At 59.5% G+C, this 13649-nt stretch carries 11 protein-coding genes, 4 tRNA genes and 1 pseudogene; 11 read left to right on the forward strand and 5 right to left on the reverse strand.

What is annotated here, in order from left to right:
• Positions 1-4 precede the first annotated feature (4 nt).
• Both ACM6IV_RS25375 and thiO read left to right on the forward strand, forming a co-directional pair.
• The gene (locus tag ACM6IV_RS25375; protein WP_414872124.1) at positions 5-406 is read left to right on the forward strand and encodes a type IV pilin protein; all 402 of its coding nucleotides are present in this window, start codon (positions 5-7) and stop codon (positions 404-406) included.
• A gap of 57 nt (positions 407-463) precedes the next feature.
• Entirely contained in the window at positions 464-1564 is a 1101-nt protein-coding gene (gene thiO, locus ACM6IV_RS25380) for a glycine oxidase ThiO (protein WP_414872125.1), read from the forward strand.
• 59 nt (positions 1565-1623) lie between these two features.
• Here the strand turns inward: thiO and ACM6IV_RS25385 are convergent, their stop codons facing one another.
• The 4 genes from ACM6IV_RS25385 to ACM6IV_RS25400 all read right to left on the reverse strand — a co-directional run bounded on the left by ACM6IV_RS25385 (position 1624) and on the right by ACM6IV_RS25400 (position 5922).
• On the reverse strand, positions 1624-2970 hold the full coding sequence (locus ACM6IV_RS25385) for a sigma-54-dependent transcriptional regulator (protein WP_414872126.1): 1347 nt from the start codon (positions 2968-2970) through the stop codon (positions 1624-1626).
• Positions 2967-4556: a sensor histidine kinase gene (locus tag ACM6IV_RS25390; protein ID WP_414872127.1), complete on the reverse strand. Its 1590-nt coding sequence runs from the start codon at positions 4554-4556 to the stop codon at positions 2967-2969. The genes ACM6IV_RS25385 and ACM6IV_RS25390 overlap by 4 nt, the downstream gene beginning before the upstream one ends.
• A complete protein-coding gene (locus ACM6IV_RS25395; RefSeq protein WP_414872128.1) occupies positions 4546-4779 on the reverse strand; it encodes a PP0621 family protein in 234 nt (77 codons plus the stop codon). The genes ACM6IV_RS25390 and ACM6IV_RS25395 overlap by 11 nt, the downstream gene beginning before the upstream one ends.
• A 126-nt stretch (positions 4780-4905) precedes the next feature.
• Positions 4906-5922, reverse strand: coding sequence for an outer membrane protein assembly factor BamD (locus tag ACM6IV_RS25400; RefSeq protein ID WP_038361666.1), 1017 nt, complete (start codon positions 5920-5922; stop codon positions 4906-4908).
• 151 nt (positions 5923-6073) lie between these two features.
• On the opposite strand from ACM6IV_RS25400, the gene rluD reads away from it, so the two are divergent.
• The 9 genes and pseudogenes from rluD (at position 6074) to ACM6IV_RS25445 (ending at position 12956) form a co-directional block, all read left to right on the forward strand.
• On the forward strand, positions 6074-7036 hold the full coding sequence (gene rluD, locus ACM6IV_RS25405; protein WP_123448162.1) for a 23S rRNA pseudouridine(1911/1915/1917) synthase RluD: 963 nt from the start codon (positions 6074-6076) through the stop codon (positions 7034-7036).
• The gene (pgeF, locus tag ACM6IV_RS25410) at positions 7033-7755 is read left to right on the forward strand and encodes a peptidoglycan editing factor PgeF (RefSeq protein ID WP_414872129.1); all 723 of its coding nucleotides are present in this window, start codon (positions 7033-7035) and stop codon (positions 7753-7755) included. The genes rluD and pgeF overlap by 4 nt, the downstream gene beginning before the upstream one ends.
• Before the next feature lie 130 nt (positions 7756-7885).
• On the forward strand, positions 7886-10450 hold the full coding sequence (gene clpB, locus ACM6IV_RS25415; RefSeq protein WP_250607148.1) for an ATP-dependent chaperone ClpB: 2565 nt from the start codon (positions 7886-7888) through the stop codon (positions 10448-10450).
• A 297-nt stretch (positions 10451-10747) separates the two neighbouring features.
• Positions 10748-10823, forward strand: a tRNA-Asn gene (locus ACM6IV_RS25420).
• 9 nt (positions 10824-10832) lie between these two features.
• Positions 10833-10909, forward strand: a tRNA-Pro gene (locus tag ACM6IV_RS25425).
• Positions 10910-10914: 5 nt separating this feature from the next.
• Positions 10915-10990, forward strand: a tRNA-Lys gene (locus ACM6IV_RS25430).
• Between the two features lie 97 nt (positions 10991-11087).
• A tRNA-Pro gene (locus ACM6IV_RS25435) sits at positions 11088-11164 on the forward strand.
• Positions 11165-11330: 166 nt separating this feature from the next.
• A pseudogene (locus ACM6IV_RS25440) lies at positions 11331-12101 on the forward strand (MCP four helix bundle domain-containing protein); the annotation flags it as partial.
• Positions 12093-12956 (forward strand): methyl-accepting chemotaxis protein, encoded by an 864-nt coding sequence (locus ACM6IV_RS25445; RefSeq protein WP_414872171.1) that lies wholly within the window; start codon positions 12093-12095, stop codon positions 12954-12956. The pseudogene ACM6IV_RS25440 and the gene ACM6IV_RS25445, both read left to right, overlap by 9 nt.
• Before the next feature lie 59 nt (positions 12957-13015).
• Here ACM6IV_RS25445 and ACM6IV_RS25450 read toward each other — a convergent pair whose 3' ends face one another.
• A complete protein-coding gene (locus ACM6IV_RS25450; protein ID WP_414872130.1) occupies positions 13016-13423 on the reverse strand; it encodes an EF-hand domain-containing protein in 408 nt (135 codons plus the stop codon).
• Positions 13424-13649: the final 226 nt, after the last annotated feature.

Below are 13649 nucleotides of genomic sequence, written 5' to 3' on the forward strand. Positions count from 1 at the left end.
AGGCATGCGCAGATCCAGCCGAGGTTTTACCCTGATCGAAATCATGATCGTGATTGCGATCATCGGGATCGTCATCACCATCGCCGCACCGAGCTATACGGAATACCTGAAGAAAGGCCGTCGCGCCGAGGTGGTGTCGCTGCTCTCGGAACAGGCGCAGACCCTCGAACGCTTCTACACCAGGAACAATACCTACACCAACGTTACCGGGCTCAGCACAGGCAATGATTTCTACACCATCACCCCGACCATCGCTGACCAGACCTTTCTCCTGACCGCCACCCGTAAGACGGGCACGGCCATGGCCACTGACAAGTGCGGGGATTTCACCCTGACCAATACCGGCGTCAGAAGCATGAACAACGCGACTACCGGGCTGACCACCAAGGATTGCTGGGGCCGCTGAAGCGCTTTCTTTCGGGTGCCTTTTTCGCCCACTGTCTTTTTTACGGTTGGATCAAACATGACCAGGCAACAGCAAGTGGTGATTGTCGGTGGCGGGGTAATTGGCCTGCTGACTGCCTACAATCTCGCCTCCGAGGTGCGCAGCGTGGTGCTGCTCGATCGTTCGAATCTTGGCCAGGAATCGTCCTGGGCGGGCGGCGGTATCGTTTCGCCGCTGTATCCGTGGCGCTATAGCCCGGCAGTCACCGCGCTGGCGCATTGGTCGCAGGATTTTTATCCACAGCTCGGCGCGCGTCTGTTTGCCGACACCGGGGTCGATCCGGAAGTGCACACCACCGGCCTGTACTGGCTGGATCTGGACGATGAGGCCGAGGCGCTGGCCTGGGCCGAGCGGGAGAACCGTCCGCTGCGGGCTGTGGATATCTCGGCGGCGCATGACGCGGTGCCGGTGCTTGGCGGTGGTTTCTCCCGGGCGATTTACATGGCCGATGTCGCCAACGTGCGCAACCCGCGCCTGGTGAAATCACTGAAAGCGGCACTTCAGGCACTGCCGAACGTGACCATTCACGAACAGTGTGAAGTCAGCGGCTTTGTCCGCGAGGGTGAGCAGGTTATCGGCGTCGAGACATCGAAGGGAGTGATCAAGGGCGATCAGGTCGTGCTGACGGCAGGGGCCTGGAGCGGTGATCTGCTCAAGACGCTGGACCTGACATTGCCGGTTGAACCGGTCAAGGGCCAGATGATTCTGTACAAATGTGCGGCGGACTTTTTGCCGAGCATGGTCCTGGCCAAGGGCCGTTATGCGATCCCGCGTCGCGACGGCCATATCCTGATCGGCAGCACGCTGGAGCACGAGGGTTACGACAAGACGCCGACCGATGTGGCGCTGGACAGTCTCAAGGCTTCAGCGGTCGAGTTGCTGCCGGCGCTGGCGCAGGCCGAGGTGGTCGGGCACTGGGCCGGGTTGCGTCCGGGTTCGCCGGCGGGGATTCCCTACATTGGCCGGGTGCCGGGGTGCGCAGGGTTGTGGTTGAACTGCGGGCATTACCGTAATGGTCTGGTGCTGGCGCCGGCGTCGTGCCAGTTGTTTGCCGATGTGATGCTGGAGCGGTCACCGATTATCGATCCGGCGCCGTATGCGCCTGAAGGCCGCATTTAGTCAGATAGATTTCTGGTGCCTGGCAGGCCGCTTTCGCGAGCCTGCCCGCGAAGGGGCCCTCAATCCAGGCCTAACTTTTTCAGCCTGTAGCGCATCGACCTGAACGAAAGACTCAAGCGCTGCGCCGCTGCCGTACGATTCCAGCGCGTTTCTTCCAGCGCTTGGAGAATCAGCTTCCTCTCGACGTTCTCCAGATAGTCTTCCAGATTGTCGATCTGGGTCAGATCGGCGATGCCGCCATCCGCCGCGCAGTTGCCTTCACTCAGGCGCAAATCCCCAGCCTCGATCGTGCGGTTTTCGCACAAGGTGTGCGCCCGTTCGAGCACGTTCTCCAGTTCCCGCACATTCCCCGGAAACCGATAGTTCTTCAGCGCCTCAATAGCCTGAGGATGTAAGCGCGCTGCCGGCTGGCCGGTGTCCTTGGCCAGGCGCTTGAGCATGCTGGCCGCGAGCACTTCGATGTCATCGCGCCGCTCACGCAGGGGCGGCACGCGCAGTTCTATCACGTTCAAGCGGTAATACAGATCCTGACGGAAGCGTTCGGCCGCGACCTCCGCATCGAGATCCTTGTGGGTGGCGCAAAGAATTCGTACATCAACCACGCTCTCCTGCTGGCCGCCGACACTGCGCACGGCTTTTTCCTGGATCGCCCGCAGCAACTTGACTTGCATCGGCAGCGGCAAGTCCGCCACTTCGTCGAGAAACAGTGTGCCGCCATGGGCCGCTTGAAACAGCCCCGGCTTGTCTTCGACCGCACCGGTGAAACTGCCTTTGCGATGGCCGAAAAACTCGCTTTCCATCAGCTCCGAAGGAATGGCCCCGCAGTTCACCGGTACGAATGGCTGGCCGGAGCGTGGCCCTTGCTCATGGATCAGACGCGCGACCAGTTCCTTGCCACTGCCGGACTCGCCACTGATGTACACCGGCGCCTGGCTGCGCGCGAGTTTGTCGATTTGCTTGCGCAGATTGCGCATGGGCGGTGAATCGCCGAGCAAGCGTCGATCAATGGCGGTGCAACTGCCTCCCGCTGCTGGCATGCGCAGGGCGGTGCCGACCAGTTCGCGCAAGCGAGTGAGGTCCACCGGTTTGGTGAGAAAGTCGAAAGCCCCTGCTTTCAAAGCGTTGATCGCCGTCTCCAGGCTGCCATAGGCGGTGATCATCGCCACCGGCAGTTGTGGATAACGTTGCTGAATGTGTTGGACCAGGTCCAGTCCTGTGCCATCGGGCAGGCGCATGTCGGTCAGGCACAGGTCGAAATGTTCGCGATTCAGCAGTGTCCGGGCTTCAGCCAGATTACGAGCGCTGTAGGTGTCGAGTTTCATCCGCCCCAGAGTGATTTCCAGGAGTTCGCGGATATCCGGCTCGTCGTCGACGATGAGGATTTTTTGCCGTGGGCTCGTGTTCAACTTTGTTTCCGTCCGTGAGCAAAGGTGATGCGAAAGCAGCCGCCGTCATGGCGTGACTGGAAGTCTAGGCGCGCTTGGTTGCTTTCGCACAGCTCACGGGACAGATAAAGCCCAAGGCCGGTGCCCTGGCTGCTGGTGGTGAAGAATGGTTCGAACAGATGCGTTTGTTCATCGGCAGGTACGCCGGGGCCGTTGTCCTGCACTTCGAGGACCGCCAACTGGCTGTCGGGATCGCTGAACAGCGCTAGCCAGACTTCGGCCTGATCGTGCAGCAGAGCGCTGTGGCGCCAGCCGTTGCGTAGCAGATTGTCGAGAATTTGCGTGAGCTGGTTGGGGTCCATCAGCGTGGTGAAATCTCCCGAATTGATCCGCAGATGAATTTGTTGGCGCTCGCTGGCCTGTTCACGGTTTTGCGCCACGAAGTTTTCCAGCCATGGCTTGAGATCGAGGCGCTGTGGAGCGCTTTGCTGGCGGCGTGACAGTTGCAGGACGTTTTCGATGACTCGGTTCATGCGCTGGGAGTGGTCTTGAATAATCTGCGTCAGACGCCGATCCGCGCTGTCGAGTTCCTCGGACTCGGCCAATAGCTGCGCGGCGTGACTGATGGCGCCCAGCGGGTTGCGAATCTCGTGGGAGATGCCGGCGGTCAGGCGGCCGAGCGCGGCAAGTTTCAGTTGCTGGGCCTGCTGGGTGATTTGTGCGAGGTCTTCGAGAAACACCAGGGTTTGCTGATTCGGACTCTGTTCAAGGGCGATGAAGCTGGGTTGCAGTTCCAGGCCATTGCCGGGAATTTTCAGGCTCTGCGGACGCAAGGTCGGGTTGTTCATCCACAGTTGCAGGCGATCGACCAGCGCCGTGGAGTAGTCATCGATCAAATGCCCCTGAAGGTGCGATTGCGCGAGCAGGGTTTGCGCGCTGTGGTTGGCCAGTTGCACCCGACGCGCCTCGTCGAGCACCAGAATGCCGGTGCGCATGCGTTGCAGGATCAGCGCGTTGAGGGCTTCGAGGCTGACCACTTCGCTGGCGCGTTGCTCGGCCAGGGTTTCGCTGACTTCGAGGCGGCGGATCAGCCCCTGCACCAGCAAGGATGCGGCGAAGCACAGCGCACCGAGGGTGCCGGCCTGCAAGTATTCATTGGCGCTCAGCGGGTGATTGAAGCCCAGCAGGAAACTCGAACCGACGATGCCCAGCGCGCCGATGGCGGCGATCAACAGGCCGATGCGTCGCCGGAGCAAGGTGTTGCTGATCGCCACTGAAACAATCAGCAAATTGCCCAGCGCACTGCCGACGCCGCCCGCGGCAAAGAACAGACCGCATAAAAGCAGGACATCGACGAGGGCCAGACTGAACAGTTGCGCTGGCCGTCGGGTGTTCTCCAGGAACACCACCAGCAGAATATTGAGGATCAGGTACAACCAGCTGCCGCCGCGCAGCAATTCATCATTGGCCGACGTCAGCAGGCGGTTGTCCATGTTGCTGGAGATCAGCAGCACCAGGGTGATGCCGATGCTCAAGCGGTAGAGATGATAAAGGCGCAGCAGGCGCTGCGCCTGTTTGCTGTCGGCGTGGGCGGCCTCAGCGATCACGGGTACCCGGGCCTTGCTCTAGGTGAGCCTGGCTGCAATACCATTGTTGCTGGTTGCCCAGGGCACGGTCGCGGGGCAAGTGCACGCCACAATGGGCGCAACGCACCATCGGCGGGGCGTCCTGCTCGCGCGGCGATTGGGTGGAGGAGGCGGGGGCCTTGAATTTTCGCCAGAGCCAGATGGCGGCGAAGATCAGGGCAATCCAGAACAGTAAACGAAGCATGATGAGCGGCTTTTTGACTGATGATCCGGCAGTTTAGCCAAGGACCCGATCAGCGCACAGCGGATTAAAGCGCGGAAATGAAAAAGGGAGATCCGCAGATCTCCCTTTTCTGTACATCCGGTGTGATCAGTCGAACACGCCGAAAGTCATGTAGCTGAACCACGAACGGTCGGTGTCGCTCGACTCGGGTTCCGGCTCTTCGATCACGTCGCCGTTTTCGTCCTTTGGCTTGAGCTCGTTCGGGATCGCGTCTTTCGCGTCCTGGAACTGCTTCTGCACGTCCTGGTTGGCGCGGGTTTCTCCCGGCGGCAGCGGTGGGCGCGATTCGATCAGGCCCAGAGTCGCCTTGCTCAGGAAAGAACGGTTGTCGGCTTCGGCAACCCGTGGCACGAACTGGCCATCCTGCAGGCTCGGGTGATTTGGGTAGTTGAGCTTCAGGGTTTCCAGGCTGGTCGCTGCCAGATCGTCCAGGTGCAGACGCTGGTAGGCCTCAGTCATTACCGCCAGGCCGTCACCGACCGATGGGGTTTCCTGGAAGTTCTCCACGACATAACGACCACGGTTGGCGGCGGCTACATAAGCCTGACGGGTCAGGTAGTAGTCGGCCACGTGGATTTCGTAGGCGGCCAGCAGGTTGCGCAGATAGATCATGCGCTGCTTGGCGTCCGGCGCGTAGCGGCTGTTCGGGTAACGGCTGGTCAGCTGGGCGAACTCGTTGTACGAGTCGCGCGCGGCGCCCGGGTCACGCTTGGTCATGTCCAGTGGCAGGAAGCGCGCCAGCAGGCCAACGTCCTGGTCGAACGAGGTCAGACCCTTCAGGTAGTACGCGTAATCCACGTTCGGATGCTGCGGGTGCAAACGAATGAAACGCTCGGCGGCAGACTTGGCAGCTTCCGGCTCGGCGTTCTTGTAGTTGGCGTAGATCAGCTCCAGCTGTGCCTGATCGGCGTAGCGACCGAACGGATAACGCGACTCCAGAGCCTTCAGCTTGGCTGTGGCGCTGGTGTAGCTGTTGTTGTCCAGATCAGTCTGAGCCTGCTGATACAGCTCGGCTTCGCTGAGGTTTTCGTCTACGACTTCCTTCGATGAGCAAGCAGCGGTCAATGCGAGGATGGCGATCAGCAGCAGGTGTTTCACTTGCATGGCGGCTTGCGTCCCTATGACGGCCGCTGTCTTGGGCGGGGCCGTCCTGTTATGATGAGCGCCCCGTTGAAAAGCCTCGGGGCAAAAGACGCCGTATTTAACCACAAGCGCGCAGCCGAAACCAAAGGCTGTGCCGACGCCCAGTCAGAGCATGTCCGATAAAATTGAACTTCGCGCAGAGGTGCCGTCCGATTTGGGCGGCCAACGCCTCGATCAAGTCGCCGCCCAACTCTTCGCTGAGCACTCACGCTCGCGCCTTTCCGCCTGGATCAAAGAAGGTCGCCTGACTGTGGACGGGGCGGTCATCCGCCCTCGCGACATCGTGCACGGCGGTGCCATCCTTGAGCTGACTGCCGAGCAGGAAGCCCAGGGCGAGTGGATCGCCCAGGACATCGAGCTCGACATCGTCTATGAAGACGACGACATTCTGGTGATCAACAAGCCCGCGGGCCTGGTGGTACACCCGGCTGCCGGTCATGCCGATGGCACGCTGCTCAACGCCTTGCTGCACCATGTGCCGGACATCATCAATGTCCCGCGCGCCGGTATCGTGCATCGTCTGGACAAGGACACCACCGGTCTGATGGTGGTGGCCAAGACCATTCAGGCGCAGACCAAACTGGTTGCGCAGTTGCAGAGCCGCAGCGTCAGCCGCATCTACGAGTGCATCGTGATCGGTGTGGTCACCGCCGGGGGCAAGATCAATGCCCCGATCGGTCGCCACGGCCAGCAGCGTCAGCGTATGGCGGTGATGGAGGGCGGCAAGCCTGCCGTCAGTCACTATCGCGTGCTGGAGCGTTTCCGTTCCCACACCCACGTACGGGTGAAACTGGAAACCGGTCGTACGCACCAGATCCGCGTGCACATGGCGCATATCAACTTCCCGTTGGTCGGCGACCCGGCGTACGGCGGTCGTTTCCGCATTCCGCCAGCGGCCAACCCGACCATGGTTGAATCCCTCAAGCACTTCCCGCGTCAGGCACTGCATGCGCGCTTCCTTGAGCTGGATCACCCGACGAGCGGTGAACGCATGAGCTGGGAATCGCCGCTGCCGGAAGATTTCGTCTGGCTGTTGACCCTGCTCAAGCAGGATCGCGAGGCGTTCGTCGGATGAACTGGCTGACGCCGGACTGGCCTGCGCCGGCCAGCGTAAGAGCCTGCGTCACCACTCGCGAGGGCGGTGTCAGCGAGGCGCCGTTCGACAGTCTCAATCTGGGTGATCATGTCGATGATCGCCCGGAAGCCGTCGCTGAGAACCGTCGGCGCCTGACCGAGCACTTCTCCGTAAAGCCTGCCTGGTTACAGCAAGTGCACGGGATTGCCGTGGCGCACGCTGATCCGGGCATTGTTGCGACCGCTGATGCGAGCTGGACGGCGACGCCGGGTATTGCCTGTGCGGCGATGACGGCGGACTGTCTGCCGGCATTGTTCTGTGATCGTGCCGGCACCCGTGTGGCTGCGGCTCACGCCGGTTGGCGTGGTCTGGCGGCGGGTGTGCTGGAGGCGACCCTCGACAGCCTTGATGTTCCGGCTGAAGAGGTGCTGGTCTGGCTCGGCCCGGCGATCGGCCCGAAAGCCTTTGAAGTCGGCCCGGAAGTGCGGAAAGTCTTCATCAAGCAATTGCCCGAAGCGGCAAGTGCTTTCGTGCCAAGTCACAATGCTGGCAAGTTCATGGCTGACATCTATCTGCTGGCGCGCTTGCGTCTGGCTGAACGGGGTGTCACCGCGGTTTATGGTGGCGGTTTCTGCACCGTGACCGATTCACGCTTCTTTTCTTATCGCCGTGCGTCGCGCACCGGTCGCTTCGCTTCCTTAGTTTGGCTCACCCGCTAGACTTGCCTGACCTGAATCAATCCGCTGACGCTTGAATCTCCCAGAATCGACCGCATCTACAGTGTATCTGGCAGGTTTCTTTATTCAGGATGGTTTTTAGGTCCGGCCTGCTCAAAAGGAAGGTGACCCCATGCGTATAGACCGTTTAACCAGCAAATTACAGTTGGCCTTGTCCGACGCCCAGTCGTTGGCGGTTGGCCACGATCATCCGGCGATTGAGCCGGCGCACCTGATGCAAGCCATGCTTGAACAGCAGGGTGGTTCGATCAAACCTCTGCTGATGCAGGTAGGCTTCGACGTCAACAGCTTGCGTAAAGAGCTGACCAAAGAGCTCGACCAATTACCCAAAATCCAGAACCCGACCGGCGATGTCAACATGTCGCAGGATCTGGCGCGCCTGCTCAATCAGGCCGATCGTCTGGCCCAGCAGAAGGGCGACCAGTTCATTTCCAGCGAACTGGTGCTGCTCGCCGCGATGGATGAGAACAGCAAGCTCGGCAAGTTGCTGCTCGGCCAGGGCGTGAGCAAGAAAGCCCTGGAAAACGCGATCAACAACCTGCGTGGCGGCGAAGCGGTAAATGACGCCAACCACGAAGAGTCGCGTCAGGCGTTGGACAAATACACCGTCGACCTGACCAAACGCGCTGAAGAAGGCAAGCTCGATCCGGTGATCGGTCGTGATGACGAAATTCGTCGCACCATTCAGGTTCTGCAACGCCGCACCAAGAACAACCCGGTACTGATCGGTGAACCTGGCGTGGGTAAAACCGCGATTGCCGAAGGTCTGGCGCAGCGCATCATCAACGGCGAAGTGCCGGACGGCCTCAAGGGCAAGCGTCTGCTGTCGCTCGATATGGGCGCACTGATTGCCGGTGCCAAGTATCGCGGTGAGTTCGAAGAGCGCCTGAAATCGCTGCTCAACGAGCTGTCGAAGCAGGAAGGGCAGATCATTCTGTTTATCGACGAACTGCATACTATGGTCGGCGCCGGTAAGGGCGAAGGCTCGATGGATGCCGGCAACATGCTCAAGCCTGCACTGGCTCGCGGTGAGTTGCATTGCGTTGGCGCGACCACGCTCAACGAGTACCGCCAATATATAGAGAAGGACGCCGCGCTCGAGCGTCGCTTCCAGAAAGTCCTGGTGGATGAGCCGAGCGAAGAAGACACCATCGCCATCCTGCGGGGCCTCAAAGAGCGTTACGAGGTTCACCACAAGGTGGCAATCACCGACGGCGCGATCATCGCCGCGGCCAAGCTCAGCCATCGCTACATCACTGACCGGCAGTTGCCGGACAAGGCCATCGATCTGATCGACGAGGCCGCCAGCCGCATCCGCATGGAAATCGATTCCAAGCCGGAAGTGCTGGATCGTCTGGAACGTCGCCTGATTCAGCTGAAGGTCGAATCCCAGGCGCTGAAGAAGGAAAGCGACGACGCCGCGAAGAAACGCCTGGAAAAACTCCAGGAAGAAATCGAGCGTCACGAGCGTGAGTACTCGGATCTGGAAGAAATCTGGAACTCGGAAAAAGCCGAGGTGCAGGGTTCCGCACAGATTCAGCAGAAGATCGAGCAGTCGCGTCAGGAACTGGAAGCTGCACGTCGCAAAGGCGATCTGAACCGCATGGCCGAATTGCAGTACGGGGTGATCCCGGATCTGGAGCGCAGCCTGCAAATGGTCGATCAGCACGGCAAGAGCGAAAATCAGTTGCTGCGCAGCAAGGTGACTGAAGAAGAGATCGCTGAAGTCGTGTCGAAGTGGACCGGCATCCCGGTGTCGAAAATGCTCGAAGGCGAGCGCGACAAGCTGATGAAGATGGAAAGCCTGTTGCACCAGCGTGTAATCGGTCAGGACGAAGCCGTGGTGGCGGTGGCCAACGCGGTACGGCGTTCGCGTGCCGGGTTGTCCGACCCGAATCGTCCAAGCGGCTCGTTCATGTTCCTCGGCCCGACCGGTGTCGGTAAAACCGAGCTGTGCAAGGCGCTGGCCGAATTCCTCTTTGATACGGAAGAGGCGATGGTGCGGATCGACATGTCCGAGTTCATGGAAAAACATTCCGTGGCTCGCCTGATCGGTGCGCCACCGGGATACGTCGGCTACGAAGAGGGCGGTTACCTGACCGAGGCTGTGCGTCGCAAGCCTTATTCGGTGATCCTGCTGGACGAAGTCGAAAAGGCGCACCCGGATGTGTTCAACATCTTGCTGCAAGTGCTTGAGGATGGTCGCCTGACCGACAGCCATGGCCGTACGGTGGATTTCCGCAATACGGTGATCGTCATGACCTCCAACCTTGGCTCTGTGCAGATTCAGGAGCTGGTCGGTGATCGCGAGGCGCAGCGTGCTGCAGTCATGGATGCGCTGACGTCGCACTTCCGTCCCGAGTTCATCAACCGGGTCGACGAAGTGGTGATCTTCGAGCCTCTGGCGCGGGATCAGATCGCTGGCATTACCGAAATCCAGTTGGGCCGTCTGCGCAGCCGTCTGGCCGAGCGCGAGCTGAGACTGGAACTGAGTCCGGAGGCGATGGACAAGCTGATCGCCGTCGGCTATGACCCGGTGTATGGCGCACGTCCTTTGAAACGGGCGATCCAGCGCTGGATCGAAAACCCGCTGGCGCAGTTGATCCTTTCGGGTCACTTCATGCCGGGCGACACGGCGACCGGCACGGTCGAGAACGACGAAATCGTTTTCAACTGAGGCAAAGCGCCAGGGAAAAAAGGAGGGCCTCACATTGTGGGGCCTTTTTTTTCGTTAGGCTGTTGAACTCAAAGGAAAAGGCTTGTAAAGTGCGCCCCGCAGTCAGTCACCGGCAGCGTTTCAATCCTCTGGATTGAAAACTGAAATAAGTTGCAAATCATTAACTTGAAAGCAATTTAGGGGGTTGACAGAGGTGTTCTAGGTTGTAGAATAGCGCGCCTCAGACACACGAACGCAGCGATGCGAACGAGTGACTGGAAGCAACAAGTTTCACCGTTGTAAATTGAAATATGTAGTTCCGTGATAGCTCAGTCGGTAGAGCAAATGACTGTTAATCATTGGGTCCCAGGTTCGAGTCCTGGTCACGGAGCCAATTTCAAACCGGGGTATAGCGCAGTCCGGTAGCGCGCCTGCTTTGGGAGCAGGATGTCAGGAGTTCGAATCCCCTTACCCCGACCATTTTTGGGTCGTTAGCTCAGTTGGTAGAGCAGTTGGCTTTTAACCAATTGGTCGTAGGTTCGAATCCCACACGACCCACCATTTTTGAAACCAGTTAGCGCTGGGATCGAATCTTAAGATCAGAGGCCAAAAGCGCTGATCGAAGAAGGCGATCTTTGAAAGGTCGCCTTTTTTTTACCGGGGTATAGCGCAGTCCGGTAGCGCGCCTGCTTTGGGAGCAGGATGTCAGGAGTTCGAATCCCCTTACCCCGACCATATTAAAAATCCTCGTATCGAAAGATACGGGGATTTTTTTTGTCCGACAAAAAATTCATTTCCTCTTCAAGTCATCATACAACCTGCCGATAGCCCGCTAACACGAGGGGACTGCCATGGCTTTCGCCCCTTGAATCTGGCCAATACAAGAATAAGGGCGTTCGTCATGTTGCTTCGTCAGTTGAATATTGCTCCGCGGGCGGCCTTGGGGTTCGCCCTGATCGCGGTGTTGGTGGCATTGCTCGGCGTGTTTGCGCTGGGGCAGATGTCGAGCATTCGCGACAGTGAAGTTGCGGTAGAAAATCAGTGGCTGCCGAGTATTCGTGGCGGCGACGAGATTCGCGAGATCATGCTGCGCATCCGCACCATCTCGTTGCGCATGGCGCTGGATCAGGATCCGGCCAACATTGCGACTTACCGCAGCCAGATGGACACCCGCGACAAAGAACTGAGCGAGAAAATCGCTGCTTACGACAAACTGGTCGACACTCCGGAAGGCCAGCAACTATACGACCAATTCAGAAAGACCTTTGCCGCGTATCGCAGCGGTATCGCTCAATCCTTCGCCCTCGCCGAGCAAGGCAAGCGTGATGAGCTGACCAAGTTGTTGCTGGTCGACATGAAAACCGTCGTCGATGGTTCCGGGAAACAACTTAACGATCTGGCGGACCTGTTCGCCAAGCAGGTCGCCGCCGAGAGTCAGAAGTCCGCTGCGCATTACGAAAACTCGCGCACGATTGTCAGTTTGTTCATTGCGTTGGCCGCGCTGGCCACGGTAGCACTGGCAATGATGCTCACGCGCAGCATCGTCCGCCCGCTGAGCAGCGCAGTGAGCGCAGCAGAAAGTGTCGCGCAGGGCGATCTGACCCGACCGATCGAGACCCATGGCAACGACGAAGTCAGTCGTTTGCTCAAAGCCTTGGCGACCATGCAGCAGAACCTGCGCGAGACGCTGCAGGGTATCAGCGGCTCGGCCACGCAACTGGCAACCGCTGCCGATGAACTCAACGCGGTGACACTCGACAGCACACAGGGTTTGCAACAACAGAACAACGAAATCGAACAAGCCGCGACAGCCGTTAATCAGATGACGGCCGCGGTGGAGGAGGTCGCACGCAACGCGGTGTCGACGTCTGACGCGACCCGTCAGTCCAGCGAGTCGGCGCATCTGGGGCAGGTGCGCGTCAGTGAGACCGCCACGGCCATCAACGCCCTGGCCAGCGATGTGCAACAGACCGGCGAACTGGTGCAATCACTGGCCAATCAATCGCAGGACATCGGCAAAGTGCTGGACGTGATCCGAGCAATTGCCGAACAGACCAATCTGCTGGCGCTCAACGCGGCGATTGAAGCGGCACGGGCCGGTGAGAGCGGGCGAGGCTTTGCTGTGGTCGCTGATGAGGTGCGGGCGCTGGCCTATCGCACCCAGCAATCAACGCAGGAGATCGAGCAGATGGTTCAGGGCATGCGCAGCGGTTCGAGCCTGGCGCTGGAATCGATGCAGGCCAGTACCGCGCGTGCGACCACCACGCTGGCGTTGGCAGAGCGCGCCGGTGAGGCGTTGCACACCATTACCGCCTCGGTGCATGAGATCCATGAACGCAACCTGGTAATCGCCAGCGCTGCGGAAGAACAAGCGCAAGTCGCGCGGGAAGTGGACCGCAACCTGGTGAATATTCGGGATTTGTCCGTACGTTCTGCCGCAGGCGCTGACCAGACCAGTGCTTCCAGCCATGAGTTGTCGCAACTGGCCAACGCCTTGCAGGGCATGGTGCGGCGTTTCCAGCTGTAAATAACCACACATGAAAAAGCCGCGCTTCTCACAGGAGACGCGCGGCTTTTTTCTGCCGATCAGGCGCCGTCCTGGTCTTTCAGGTGCTCGAACAGGCCTTTTGGCATCTTCTTGCCATTGGCTTCGAAGTTGGCCTTCACGTTGTTGTAGGCCTCTTGCTCATCAATGAAGCCGTCATGGTTGGTGTCGATCTTGTCGAAGTCGGACTTCGGCGCGACTTTCAGGAATTCGGCGCGCGAGACCTTGCCGTCACCATCGCTGTCAGTCTTGGCCATCGAGGCGTCGCCACATTTGCCTTCACCGCATTTGCCTTCCGGCGTTTTCACCGAAGTTTCTGCCGAGGCAACCATGTAGCCCTGCGCCAGGGGTTGAGCGGCAAACACCGAACCGGACAACATCAGCCCACCCGCCATGGCGGCGCCGATCAGGCCAATGGATTTTTTACCGAAGGTCGAAGTACGGGACATATACATTCTCCAGGGCTGCGCTGTGCAACCACACGTTAAGGACGATTGCCTGAGCAGGTGTGCTCGGGTGTGGCCATTAAGCGGTCGCGGTGTATCGCGACTGTGTCGCGTAGCGGGGGAGTTTGTAAGCGAAGTTGTGAAGGGTGGGGCGCAGATACAGTCAGACACATATCTTCAATCATATGAAGATCAACTGTGGGAGCGGGCTTGCTCGCGAAAACGGTAT

It is taken from the genome of Pseudomonas sp. IT-347P, from assembly GCF_949768005.1.
Taxonomy (GTDB): domain Bacteria; phylum Pseudomonadota; class Gammaproteobacteria; order Pseudomonadales; family Pseudomonadaceae; genus Aquipseudomonas.